Here is a 12,653-nt window from a genome sequence, read left to right on the forward strand (position 1 = left end):
ATTGCTGTTTTTTTTAGCAGTTTTTCTTTTTTTTGTGGACAAAATGCAAATTTGCAAATACAGTTAATTATAAAAATAGGTTATGTTTAAGAAACTTGTTGGAATAGAACCTTTGGAATTAATACCATCGGCAAATAAAAAATTAGAATCTTTTGCGGAAACGCTTATTTTACATGAAGACCAGCCTTCCAGTGCAGAAGAAATTGCCAAACGTATCGGCGATGCAGATGCCGTATTGCTCAGTTACCGAAGCAATTTGGGGCGGGATATTTTAGAACAATGTCCGAATGTAAAATATATTGGCATGTGCTGCTCGTTGTACACACCCGAAAGTGCTAACGTAGATATATTATATGCAAATTCCAGAGGTATAACTGTGAAAGGAGTTCGCGATTATGGCGATGAAGGTGTTGTGGAATACGTTATTAGTGAGTTAGTTCGTTGCCTGCACGGTATTGGTCATAAATCTGATGGTAGTTTAAGAAAACCATGGAGTGGTGTGCCGCGTGAAATTACCGGACTTAAAGCCGGAATTGTAGGTCTGGGGAAATCAGGAGGTATGATTGCTGATGCTCTTAAGTTTTTTGGTGCTGAGATTAGTTATTTTGCACGAAGCGAAAAAGAAGCTGCCAAAGCAAAAGGATATAAATTTTTACCTTTAAATCAGTTGCTTTCAGAAAATGAACTTATAATTACCTGCTTAAATAAGAATACAGTCCTTTTACACGAGGCTGAATTCAAACATTTAGGGAACCGTAAAATTTTATTTAACACAGGGCTTTCTCCAGCCTGGGATGCAGAACCTTTTGAAAAATGGCTGCAAAATGATAATGCTGTGTATTGTGATACCTTAGGGGCATTAGGTGATGAACGCTTGTTAAAATACCCAAACATCACTTGCTTGCAAACATCTACCGGACGCACAGAACAAGCCTTTAAACGTTTAAGCGAGAAAGTATTAGAAAATATAATCGCCTATACTAAAAAGCAATAGGCGATACAATATTTCTTAGGGTATTTACAACACTCCACCCGGCGATTTGAGCCGTTTTACTATAGACATCAACCACCGCATGGATTTGATCACTTTTTATTTCTATGCGGTGATCGTCTCCCACAAAGCCAGGAACAGAATTTATCGAAACTTGTATCTTTTCAGGGCCGACAGAGGCTAGTGAGGCTGCAACCGCTACATTAACCCGTGTCGGGAAAAGCGCAATGGCTTCTTTGGCATTTCCTTTAAAGACTTCACGCGTTTCATTTTGTAAGCTGTCGTCGTAAACATCCGTGTTTTTTAATGAATCCGGACCTTTCTGAGTTGTAAAAGTAACGGTGTTTTCTTCCATTAAAGAAACCGTTCTCAATACATCAAATCCACCAATGGCACCGGAAGCCAGGTGAACACGGGTGTTGTTTTCCAGAGCTGTTTGTTGTACCGTTTTATAAAAATCGGCATCGGCAAGTGCACCTATGGATAATGTCACGATGGATGACCCGTTTTTTAAGGCAGGTAAAGCCCATTCTTTAAAAGCAGACGGCGAAGCTGTTTCAACAATATAATCGGGCTTTAGCTCCAGGAGTTCCTCAAAAGTAGCACAGGCTTTGCACGAATACTCTAACGTTGATGTTTCAATAATATCAGCAATTTCTTGTGCTTTTTCAAATGTTCTCGAGTGGCTTGCAATTAATTTAAATTGTGGTAGTAAGTCTTTTAACAAGGCTCCTACGATTATATGTGCTAATTTTCCACAACCAGCTATAGCAAATGTGTATGTTTTCATGAGGCTAAATATAAGAGATTTTGATTTTTTTTTAATGAGAATGATAAACATCTGCTCGATATCCAACGGTTGATTATTCGGCCAAATTATCACCAGACGGGAATATGGGGTTCTGGCGCATCGCCTGCTGCAGGCGCGATACAGGCTACGCCGCGTATTGGTTGGCGTTGTGAGCTATTGTTTGACCTGGTATCAGGGTGATTACGAACTGACTTTTAATAACAATCGGAGTGTCATTAAAAAATTCATTCATTTTATTTATTCATTTTGATAACTGTTAATTTTCAGTATTTTAGATGACTGCTTCTAACATTGCGGATGGCAGTGTGAATGTTGAGACGATGTTGTGGAGAGGGGGCGCGCCTTATTTCATTCAATCAATATGGCGAATTATGCTTATACGGTAAAATACCTGTATGAGGGTGTTGTAAGTGATTTCGTAAAGTGTTTGTTATGCAGGTATATGAAAGGTTTTGGAGTATTTGCTTCGTATGCTAATGTAAATTATAAAACACGGGTTGATCGTAACCTCTAATTTTTTAGTATCAATTATACATAGAATTTAATGAAGCCTCGAAAATACAAATTATTGAAATTGGCCAATTGGCTGTTAATAATAATGACATTTGCAATAGTTTGTACAATGCTACTACTTATTTTATTAGTTAGAGAAAATAAAAATGATGGTTTTTTTATCAATACAGCTGGCAAACAACGTTATCTCAGTCAAAAAATATCAAAGACAAGTTTGTTATACCTGAATAGTACTGATAGTACAAAGGACTTGGAATATGTAAATGTTTTGGAAGCAGATTTACATCTGTTTGAAACAAATAATGAAGTATTACTTACCAATACCAATTCTCCAATTATATTGAATTCTTTAATTGAATTGCAACCTGATTTTGAAGTCATTTGTGACAACGCAAAGAATTTGATTCAAAACAGAAAGAATGCGGATTATCTAAATAAGATCCTTGATGTGGAGTCCGGTTTCTTACATAATATGAACGAAATTGTACAACGATACGAAAAGGAGAATAAAACCGAAATAAATAAGTTTTTGTTTTATTTAGCCCTTTCGAAAATGCTGCTAATAGTAGTTTTGGCCTTATTCATTTTAAAAATAATACGACCAGCAATTTTTGAGAATAAAAGATATCAGGATATCGTTTCAGACCAGAACTCTAAGTTGCTTAAACTGAATAAAGACAAAGACCTTTTCATTACAGTTCTTGCCCACGATTTAAAAAGTCCTTTTAATTCAATACTTGGCTTTTTGCAATTATTGGAACATAATATACGTTCAAACGATATTAATGAAACAGAATCACAAATTAAAATAATCAATAATTCGGCAAATCAAGTTTATAATTTATTGGAAAGCTTGTTAAACTGGGCCAGAATGCAAGCTGGTAAAGTGCCATTTTTGCCTCAAAAATTGCAACTTTCATTAATTTGTAGTGAAACGATTGAATTGCTTAAAACCAACAGTATTTTTAAAGAGATTGAACTGAACCATTTTGTGGAAGATGATATTTCTATCTATGCAGACAAGGCTATGATTAGTACTGTTTTACGAAACCTTGTATCCAATGCCATTAAATTTACAGAAAGCGGAGGGGTAATAAATATAAATGCCGAAATAAATGATGCAATAGTCTTGATTACAGTTTCTGATAATGGGATTGGAATGAATAATGAAGTCATGAATAAATTATTTGATATAACCCAGTTGTATACCACAGTTGGTACAAAAAAGGAAAAAGGAACAGGATTAGGATTAGTCCTTTGTAAAGCTTTTGTGGAGAAACATAATGGAACGATTTGGGTAGAAAGTGACTTAGGTATCGGCAGCAATTTTAAGTTTACACTTCCGATAGCTGATAATTGAGAATTGCAGAGGTGTGATTAATCGATAAGCAGGCAATAAATAAGCCTTGGGATATGAGCGGTCGTTACGACACGGCGATTACCTCAGGTTGAGTGACACCCGAAAGGAGCGCTGTTGCGAAGATCTCAGAGGTTTTTGGGCGTTATCACTCGCATTAGTTTTGGGTCGTAAATTGATCAATTTGAATTCCGCCATCTTTTTCGAAATATGATGTGTTCCGCGAAACAATGGTCGGCATAAATAATTGTTGTATGTAATTGAGATGGTTGTGGAATCGACCCGCCGGAGTCGACTTGCAGGAGAGTGGAAAAAAGAGTTGATGTTTTATAAAAAGAAAAAGCATCTCGTTTTGAGATGCTTTTTCTTTTTATTGATTCAATACCATTACGATTCTTCGGTATTATCTTCTTTTTTTGTCTTTTTTTCTTTAACAGGCTTAACATCCTCAATCATCGCTGATTTTTTCTCATCAGCTGTTTTGCCTTTTAAATAATCCGGTAATTCCATTCCAGCCATTTTAAACAAATCATCCAATGGCGGTAATGATCCCATCATACCTTTCATGAAGTTTGCTGTTGAGGTTCCACCCTCTTTGCTACCACCGTTTTCCCAAACGGTAACTTTATCAATTTTAATGCCTTTAATAGCTTCCACCTGCGTTTTAACAAGTTCAGGTAATTTATCAGCAATCATCATCATAACGGCATCTTTGGAGTTGTTTCCGGCAGCATGTACCAATTTGTCAAATCCGAGTGCTTGTTTGCTAAGAATTTCATATATACCTTTTGCTTCTGCTTCCATTTTCATGAAAATAGCATCGGCATCACCTTTCGCATGACGACGTGTTTGTTCAGCAACCGCTTCGGCTGCAATTTCAACCTTTTCTTTATCGATTTGAGCAGGTACTACAATGTCTGCTGTTTGTGATGCTTTATCACGATCGGCTCTTTTTTGTTCAGCCATTTTTTCAGCCGCGTAGGCTTCTTCTAAAGCTTTAGCCTGGCTTACTTTTTCCGCAGCAACCGCTTTTCTTTCCGCTTCCGCTTCTTTTTCGCGACGCGTGGCATCAGAATTTGCAATGGTAATTTTGGCGTTGTTTTCACCTTCCACGGCGGTTGCGTCTGCCGCCGCTACATTGACCCTTTGGTCCTGATGAGCATTTGCTTCTCCAATGGCGCCATCGCGATTTTTCTCAGCGACACTTTTTTTCGCATCGTTAATAGCTTTGGCAGCCGCTTCTTTTCCAAGTGCATTAATATAACCCGACTCATCATTAATGTCGGTTACATTAACGTTAATGAGTTTAAGACCGATTTTTTTAAGTTCTGCTTCAACGTTTGATGAAACAGCTTCCAGAAATTTGTCACGATTATTATTTATCTCTTCAATGTCCATGGTTGCCACCACCAAACGCAGTTGACCAAAAATGATATCTTTGGCTAAGTTGCTAATGTCGTCCTGAGATAATCCCAGTAAACGTTCAGCAGCATTGGTCATGGTTCCTGGTTCTGTTGAAATACCCACCGTAAAACGTGAAGGCACATCTACACGGATGTTTTGCTTACTTAGCGCATTGGTTAAGTTGATTTCAATGGATATTGGTGTTAAATCAAGAAACGAATAATCCTGAATGATGGGCCAGATAAATGCGGCACCACCATGGATACATTTGGCTGATCGGGATTCTTGTGCAAGCCCTTTTCCAACTTTCCCGAAGACGACTAAAATACGATCGGATGGACAGCGTTTGTATCTTTTGAATAAGGATACAATTAAAATAAAAATAAAGACGACTACTGCAACAGCCAGTATTACTACATATTCTCCCATATCTAAAAAATTATTAAAAAATTATTATAAAGTTATTTACTTGGTTGTACTAATAGTATTTCATTGTTTATTACATCTTTAACTTCAACCAATGCGCCTGTTGCAATCTTTTCGTCATGATCGGTCATGGCATCTAAGGTTTGGATGCCTTGCACCTGAATTTGTACCTTCCCTAAACCGCTTCGTTTGGGTGGAATGCTTAAATAAACGGAGCAGGTTTTGCCAATGGCGTTTTTTAAATTTAAGGTTCCGGAGTCGGCCAGTTTTGACATAAAGTACAAGATAGAAGCCATTAGCGTCATCATTAATGTTCCGGCAATGGTTGAGATTAATACAGAAATTCCAACACTTAAGTTTGCATCGAAACATACAATACCTGTCCATCCAAAAATGGTAAAAAAGGCAATAAGGTTTTTTAAGGTTAAAAACTGAAAATCGATACCTAAGTCATTATCGATGGAAGAGTCTACATCGCCATTGGCAGATGCGTCATCCATATCTCCACCTGTAAATGTAAGGATGATTTGAATAATAAAAAGGGCAGAAAAAGGTAAGGCAATTAGCCAGTTTATTTTCTCAAACAGAACCATATCGGTCCACCATGTTGAAGCTAAAAACACCATAGGTTAAAAATATGTAATTTCCATTAAGCAATGTAATAAAATTATATATGCAAATTTGGGTTAATTAATCTGTTTTGATGCTACAAATTCTCTATTTTTTTCACCAGAAATAGCAAGTGATCCATACAGCGTCAAATTGCATTTTTTTGATTGGGTAAGCCTCTAAAATGTAATATCTGAATTACTATTGTCCGGTAAAAAATATATTTTCCATTTAAGTGCTCAAGCCGCACGGGCTTTTACTTTTTTTACTCGTTGAGGTTTGTTTTTCAAAGGTATTCGTGATCCGCTTCGCTCCACTACAGCAAAAAAAAGTAAACAAAAAATGCCGCCGCTGCAAGTAATTTCCTAAAAATCAATTTCATTGTCTAAAATCCGGGAACTCGCTTCGCTCAACCAACCCGGATTTCTTTACGCCAATAAAATTGATTTTCTTAACGGAAATTTCTTGAGGCGGAAAGCAACCCCAATATCTTCTAAAATCTCTGGCTCGCACATTGGATCTGGGTTCTAATAATTTCTCTAAATTTTTACCGGACACCAATGTATCTGAATATTTTATTTATGATAGCACCCAGCATGACATATTAATATGAAATGACCATGATAAAGGATTTTTCACACAGGGAGATGATTATTTTCATGGGAGTTCCATGTGACATTAACAAACGAATTATAAACACATGAAAGGAACACGTTTCGAAATTTGGTATAACTAATCCGATTTATCATTTTTGTTTTTCATCAGGTTCACGCAGAGCAAATAAACCATTCCTGTCTTATGAGAAGCAAATTGCAAGATGATATTTCAACCGTATATTTCAAGCTGTTGAACCAGCAACAATTTGTTGCAGACGAATTGGATTATGTTGTTTTTGATAAGCAGAAACCAATGTTGCAAATGCTGGCAGATCATGCCAATTGCGGTATTAGTGTTTTTGATATGTATAAAAAACACACATCTTTTATTCGCCCAACCTCGAGAACAAGGCAGTAATTCCATCTCCTGATGAATAGATGGCAGGTTCCCATCTTTGAATGTAAAGATAAAATCCCATCCATGCGGCACTCGTGCAGAATCATCCGGCATTTGTGCAGAGCCTCGCGGCACTTGTGCAGAACCATGCGGCACTTGTGCAGAGCCTCGCGGCACTTGTGCAGAACCATCCGGCACTCGTGCAGAGCCTCGCGGCACTCGTGCAGAGCCTCGTGGCACTTGTGCAGAGTCATCCGGCACTTGTGCAGAGCCTCGCGGCACTTGTGCAGAACCATCCGGCACTTGTGCAGAGCCTCGCGGCACTTGTGCAGAATCATACGGCCCCCGGGCAGAACCATGCTCCCCGGGGGCCGAAAAAAAAATAGCCATAATGATTTTTACTTTCTAATTTTTCGGATTTTCTTAACAATCTCGCTCTCTTTTCCATATAGACCGGAAAGAAGATCTGCCATATTGGAAGCTTCCCTGTAAGCCTCATTTAACAAATTATTGGCATGGGTTGTAGCCTCTATGGCTTTGGCAGCTGCCGATTGCTGTGCAATTTCGGTTTTAGTAACGTTTTTTCTTTTGTTTTTAATGATTCAACCTTTGCCGCAGGATCAAATTCTTTTTCAGTCATGGTTGCTTGTTCTTCCTCCATGAGTGTGATCATTTGCGAAACGAAATCACGTTTCCCTGCTTCATTTAACCGGGCACCAATATAAGTAATCTATTCCTTGTTTATTTTAATTTTCAGCCCTTCATCGTTGAGCAGCACGAATGTGAATTTTATGCCTTTAGGAATTAGGGCCGAACAGCGATCAAAGCAACGTCGGGCAATTTCAAGGTAAAAAGGCTCGGTGGCGGAAAACGGGATGATGTGTTGAATGGCATTGGCTATTGTTAAGCCGGCTATTTTCAGGGAAATGGAGATGGGATACCTGCATTTGTCGGCTACTGTGGCAGCAAAACGGGCGTTGAAGGTTGATTTTTTACTGTGTGTGTCCATGTTGCCTTCGGCCAGTTTAACGGCTTTCCCAAACATGAGTCCCATGGTTATTTGGGGTATTTTTTGTGCGGTTGCCAGTTGAAGCGATTGGCCGACCATATTTCCAAAATGAATATAGGCCGTGTCGGGCAGATCGGGGTACAAAGGTCTGAGCATGTTTTCGCTTCGCTTGCCGGAGGTTAACACCACTCGGTTTATCTTTGATTCGTGGGCTACCGAGAGCTGGTAGCCGATGGTGGCTAAAAAGGCTTCATTGGAGTAAGGTTTTACCTTGCCGGTGGTGCCGATGATTGAGATGCCACCGACGACACCAACCCTGGCGTTAAAAGTTTGGAGCGCCAGTTTTTCGCCGTCCGGCACAAAAGGGGTTACTTCAAAGCCGGTCTCCAACTCATACGCCCCGGAGAGGTGTTGTAACATTTCGGAAATCATTTTTCGTGGCATGGGATTGATGGCCGGTTCGCCAACAGGCAGGGGCAGACCGGGCAGCGTGACTTTGCCGATTCCTTGTCCCTGTAAAAAGGAAATTCCTTCTTTGGTGGTCAGGGTTAGTTGGCAGCCGATTTCTTTTCCATGGGTCACGTCGGCATCGTCGCCACCATTTTTAATAACGGTGCATGCAGCCTGCTTTTGGGTGAGTGTTTTGGGGAAAATCAGAAAGCCGGTTTGTTCGCCGTTTGGCAATGATAGCTGCACCGATTCTGGGAATTTTTTTTCTGCAAGCGCCAAAAAGCATGCTTTGGCGGCTGCCGTTGTACACACCCCGGTGGTATATCCGGTGCGAAGAACACCTTCTTTTTTTAAGATGGTCTTTCGCAGGCGATAAATCTGTTGCAGTAATTCTTTGGGCGAATCAACCACATAATCGAAATGGGGCAGTGGCGCTCTTTTAACCATCCAGAGTGGAATACCCATCTTTTGAGCGACGCTGATTTTTGTCTCTGTAAATCCGGAGCTCCCGCTCTCTTTGCTTAACAGAAGTTGAGCGCCTGTCTTTTTTACCAATAACTGAAGTTCATCTTCATCACCGGAAGGATGCATGGGAATGATCAGGTGGTTGGGAATGGAGGTGTTCAAAGCCTTTTGACGGCTCAAAGAAGTGTCGAGGATCCGGAAATAGCAGGTGCGTGATTGCCACACCGGTTGGAGTGCTGTAATGGTTTGTACGCCTGTCAATGCCAGTATTTTGAGATAGTGGCTACGGAGGATGGCTTGCGTGAGTTGTTCAAACGATTCGAAAGAAGTGATGTTGGGGTGCGATGCGGTTTCGGGATATTGTCGTTCGTATCGCAGAACGGGCGTTTTTACTTCATTTGCGGCATCATGGATGTTTTGATGCAGCTGACTGGCAAATGGGTGAGCGGCATCGATGATTAAGCCGACATTATTGGCCCTGCAAAACGACACAATGGCAGAGCGATCCATCTCCCCGCACAGGTTTTTCCCTTTGTGATGAGAAACAACTTCCGTTTTTGTGGAGTAGACATAGTCTTCGTCGATAAAATCGAGGACGTCTGCTGTTTTTCGGCCCTCAGTGGTGCCACCAAATAATAGTATCATTGGTTGTTTAATTTGTTTTTCTGAAAGCATGGGCAAAATGGGGATCGTAAAGTTTCGATTCTCCCGTCCTGTTGTCAATGGCTTTTCCAACAACAATGAGCGTGGTCATTTTTAAATGGTTTTCATTTACCGTGCGGGCCAGTGTCTGCAATGTGCAACGGTATATTTTTTCATCTTTCCAGGTGAGTTTGTAACACACTGCAACGGGTGTTTCAGGAGGGTAATGGGTGAGCAGTTCTGTCTCAACTTTTTGGGCAATTGAGGCGCTTAAAAAGATGCACATGGTGCTTTGGGATTGGGCCAGCTTATGCAGTTGCTCTTTTTCGGGCATAGGCGTTCGTCCTTCGCCCCGTGTTAAGACGATGGTCTGAACCTCTTCGGGTATGGTAAACTGAGATTTTAATGCCGCGGCGGCGGCCTGAAACGATGAAATGCCGGGCGTTATATGATACTGCCACTGTTTTTGATCCATCACGGCCATCTGTTCCTGTATGGCGCCATAAATGCAGGGATCGCCGGTGTGCAGACGTACCACAAACAAATGGCGGTTATAAAAGTGCGCCATACGTTCTATCTGTGTGTTCAGATCCATGCCGGCCGAGCTCTCCGTTACGCAACCCGGTTTGGCATAATGTGTCAGCTCTTCGGGAACCAGACTGCCGGCATATAAGATGTAGTCGGCCATTTGCAACAACCGTTTTCCGCGTACCGATATCAGCTCCGGATCGCCGGGACCCGCACCTACAAATTCGATAAAACCCTTTCGTTCCATTTGTGCATCGAGGGCTACGGCCAGGGTGTAGAATTTTTCGCCGGCTTGTAATTTTGTTTTGGGTAGGAGCAGACTGTTACAGGCGCGATGCATGGCAGATGCTTCGGCAACGCCTTTACTGCCTGTAATTTTTTCTACTGTTTCAGATGGATTGGGAACCTCGTATTTCGAGAGTATTTTTTCGCTGTAAGCTGTAAGGGGAATATTCCATTTGTGGCTTAAAAACAGGAATGCCGGTTCGTCCTGTTTTATGTTTATTGTGTTGAGCGAGGCCACCGACAGGGGCGACAGGTTGTTGGATCGCAGTGCCTCCCGGAGTGTGTCATAAAAACTGTCGGGCGGCAGATCCCGTTGGCAGCCCAGACCCAGATGAAGCATGGGCGGCCGGTAAAAGATGGCTTTATCTCCAAAGTCATAGAGAAAAGGGGTGATGGCCAGAATCAGGTCATAGCGGTCGGGATCAAGTGTTTCGGACGAATAAAAGAGATCGACGAATGGCGGACATTCGGATTCCAGAAAGATGGTGCCTTCATCTCTGGCTTCTATCAATAAAGCTGTTTTGGCGCCATTAATAAATCGACTCATCAGTCGGGGCAGATGGCCTGCGTGTTCTATCTTCCAGTTATATCGGTCGGGGAGCAGGTCCAGGGGCCAAAGATCAGAGGTGTCGCTTACCGTGGTCACAACCGGCACTGCACCAAGTAACCCGGCCAGTTTTCGGGCCCATTGGTTGGCACCACCGATATGCCCCGAAAGAACAGGTTGCACAAATTGTCCATTGGCATCAATGTTAATCACGGCGGGGTCTTCTTTTTTATTTTTTAGAAAGGGCGCTATTTCGCGAACGCAAATGCCCAATGCACCGATAAATATCAGAGCTTCGTTGCTCTGCCACAGTGGTCCGTAATGAATGGGGTGGACTGCTAGTTGGGCGTCAACGCCTTTCTCAATCAGCGTTTGGGCGAGCAGCCGCCCTTTGTCGGAATGAGCTATGATGGCTATCATAATGTGCTGGTTTTCTTTATTGCAATAATGGTTATTTGATTGTGATCGTCTACCGTAAGTGTCTGATGAAATTTGGTTTCATACTGTTTCTTTTTGCCCCAATTCAAAAATTGAACCCGGCTGTTCTCGCTTACTGAATTAAAAACGATTGTGCCATCGGCTGTAATATGCCGGTTAACGTCGTCGAGGATGGGAATCATATTTCCGCCGTACCCGCCCAGAAATACTGTGTCAGGATGTTCCAACCCTGTTTTGTCGATGTTTAAATAATTGCCAATGAATAGCCGGATGCCGGGTGTTTTGAATGTTTGGGTGTTTTTGAGGATGATTGCCCGGGATTCTTCTCTCTTTTCGAATGCAAAAACCTTTATATGTGGAAAATGGAGACGAACTTCAATGGAAATACTACCGGTGCAGGCACCGATATCCCAGAATACCTGTTTGTTATTCAATTCCATCGCGGCAAGCGAAGTCAGTCTGACCGCCATTTTGGTGATCATCTGCGGACGTCCGTTAAGGGTTTCAAAGTCTTGTTCAGAAATGCCTTTTTGCGGAAAGTCGTCATCGGTTTTTTCCAGAAATAAGCAGTTGGGGTGACAAAAAGGGAAGGTTAAAGCCTCCCGGAGTGTGAGCTTTGTCACCCTTTCCCGTGGGCCACCCAGGCATTCACCGTATATGATGCGATAATTGTCGTATCCGAATTCAAGCATTCTTCGGGCAATGGCTGCCGGGGTGTTTTTTCGGTCGGTTAAGATGCCCAGTCGTCGGTCGCCCTGAAGCAGCGATTGGTCGAACTCATGCCAGTCACGGCCGGTGAGCGACACGGTTTTGAACTCCCCATAATTGAGACCTGCTTTGTGTCCCAGCAATTGTAAGGCGTTAAAAGTGGGTATGAATTTAATCCGGGCTTCGGGAAATTCTCGTTTAAGGGTGTTGCCGATTCCGAAAAACAAGGGATCGCCCGACGCAAAGACGATCCATTGTTCAGGATGGGTGGCTATTGTTTTGAATAACAGATTCAGCGGGGCCGTTATGGACGTCCATTGCGCCTGGGGCGGCAGCCATTTTTTTACGAGTTCATAGTGTCGTTTTCCACCTGCAAAATAGCGGGTGGTGGCCATGTCTGCTTCTATTTGTGGCGAAAATTCCGGTGCCCGGTCGTATATGCCTATAATGGTTATTTCTGATTTTTTCAAGGCGTTG

10 protein-coding genes are annotated in these 12,653 nt (G+C 41.8%); 2 read left to right on the forward strand and 8 right to left on the reverse strand.

The window, feature by feature from the left end:
* Positions 1-82 precede the first annotated feature (82 nt).
* Positions 83-994, forward strand: a complete 912-nt coding sequence (locus tag ACT3CD_RS12070) for an NAD(P)-dependent oxidoreductase (protein ID WP_444645887.1) — start codon at positions 83-85, stop codon at positions 992-994.
* On the opposite strand, the gene ACT3CD_RS12075 is transcribed toward ACT3CD_RS12070, so the two are convergent.
* Positions 981-1,781 carry an aspartate dehydrogenase domain-containing protein gene (locus ACT3CD_RS12075; RefSeq protein WP_444645888.1) on the reverse strand — a complete coding sequence of 267 codons (801 nt, stop codon included), beginning with the start codon at positions 1,779-1,781 and terminating at the stop codon, positions 981-983. The genes ACT3CD_RS12070 and ACT3CD_RS12075 overlap by 14 nt on opposite strands.
* Positions 1,782-2,424: 643 nt before the next feature.
* Here ACT3CD_RS12075 and ACT3CD_RS12080 point away from each other — a divergent pair.
* Positions 2,425-3,675, forward strand: a complete 1,251-nt coding sequence (locus ACT3CD_RS12080; RefSeq protein WP_444645889.1) for an ATP-binding protein — start codon at positions 2,425-2,427, stop codon at positions 3,673-3,675.
* 384 nt (positions 3,676-4,059) lie between these two features.
* On the opposite strand, the gene ACT3CD_RS12085 is transcribed toward ACT3CD_RS12080, so the two are convergent.
* From ACT3CD_RS12085 to cbiE, 7 genes are all read right to left on the reverse strand, one after another.
* Entirely contained in the window at positions 4,060-5,505 is a 1,446-nt protein-coding gene (locus ACT3CD_RS12085; protein WP_444645890.1) for a flotillin family protein, read from the reverse strand.
* Positions 5,506-5,537: 32 nt separating this feature from the next.
* Complete coding sequence (locus tag ACT3CD_RS12090; protein WP_444645891.1) at positions 5,538-6,128, reverse strand: hypothetical protein; 591 nt, start codon at positions 6,126-6,128, stop codon at positions 5,538-5,540.
* 808 nt (positions 6,129-6,936) lie between these two features.
* The gene (locus ACT3CD_RS12095) at positions 6,937-7,494 is read right to left on the reverse strand and encodes a hypothetical protein (RefSeq protein ID WP_444645892.1); all 558 of its coding nucleotides are present in this window, start codon (positions 7,492-7,494) and stop codon (positions 6,937-6,939) included.
* 139 nt (positions 7,495-7,633) lie between these two features.
* The gene (locus ACT3CD_RS12100) at positions 7,634-7,765 is read right to left on the reverse strand and encodes a hypothetical protein (protein WP_444645893.1); all 132 of its coding nucleotides are present in this window, start codon (positions 7,763-7,765) and stop codon (positions 7,634-7,636) included.
* A 69-nt stretch (positions 7,766-7,834) separates the two neighbouring features.
* Positions 7,835-9,673: a cobalt-precorrin-5B (C(1))-methyltransferase CbiD gene (cbiD, locus tag ACT3CD_RS12105; RefSeq protein WP_444645894.1), complete on the reverse strand. Its 1,839-nt coding sequence runs from the start codon at positions 9,671-9,673 to the stop codon at positions 7,835-7,837.
* A gap of 7 nt (positions 9,674-9,680) precedes the next feature.
* Positions 9,681-11,450 (reverse strand): precorrin-4 C(11)-methyltransferase, encoded by a 1,770-nt coding sequence (cobM, locus tag ACT3CD_RS12110; protein WP_444645895.1) that lies wholly within the window; start codon positions 11,448-11,450, stop codon positions 9,681-9,683.
* Entirely contained in the window at positions 11,447-12,646 is a 1,200-nt protein-coding gene (gene cbiE / locus ACT3CD_RS12115; RefSeq protein WP_444645896.1) for a precorrin-6y C5,15-methyltransferase (decarboxylating) subunit CbiE, read from the reverse strand. Before cbiE ends, cobM begins: the two co-directional genes overlap by 4 nt.
* Positions 12,647-12,653 lie beyond the last annotated feature (7 nt).

The sequence above is a fragment of the Geofilum sp. OHC36d9 genome (assembly GCF_052400685.1).
Classification (GTDB): domain Bacteria; phylum Bacteroidota; class Bacteroidia; order Bacteroidales; family Marinilabiliaceae; genus CAZHHH01.

What these genes read in the sequence shown, in the direction of transcription:
- cbiD (WP_444645894.1), bottom strand. Translation starts at nt 9,673, where the DNA reads ATGATACTATTATTTGGTGGCACCACTGAGGGCCGAAAAACAGCAGAC.
- ACT3CD_RS12080 (WP_444645889.1), top strand. Translation starts at nt 2,425, where the DNA reads ATGCTACTACTTATTTTATTAGTTAGAGAAAATAAAAATGATGGTTTT.
- ACT3CD_RS12070 (WP_444645887.1), top strand. Translation starts at nt 83, where the DNA reads ATGTTTAAGAAACTTGTTGGAATAGAACCTTTGGAATTAATACCATCG.
- ACT3CD_RS12095 (WP_444645892.1), bottom strand. Translation starts at nt 7,494, where the DNA reads ATGGCTATTTTTTTTTCGGCCCCCGGGGAGCATGGTTCTGCCCGGGGG.
- ACT3CD_RS12090 (WP_444645891.1), bottom strand. Translation starts at nt 6,128, where the DNA reads ATGGTGTTTTTAGCTTCAACATGGTGGACCGATATGGTTCTGTTTGAG.
- ACT3CD_RS12085 (WP_444645890.1), bottom strand. Translation starts at nt 5,505, where the DNA reads ATGGGAGAATATGTAGTAATACTGGCTGTTGCAGTAGTCGTCTTTATT.
- ACT3CD_RS12100 (WP_444645893.1), bottom strand. Translation starts at nt 7,765, where the DNA reads ATGGAGGAAGAACAAGCAACCATGACTGAAAAAGAATTTGATCCTGCG.
- cobM (WP_444645895.1), bottom strand. Translation starts at nt 11,450, where the DNA reads ATGATAGCCATCATAGCTCATTCCGACAAAGGGCGGCTGCTCGCCCAA.
- ACT3CD_RS12075 (WP_444645888.1), bottom strand. Translation starts at nt 1,781, where the DNA reads ATGAAAACATACACATTTGCTATAGCTGGTTGTGGAAAATTAGCACAT.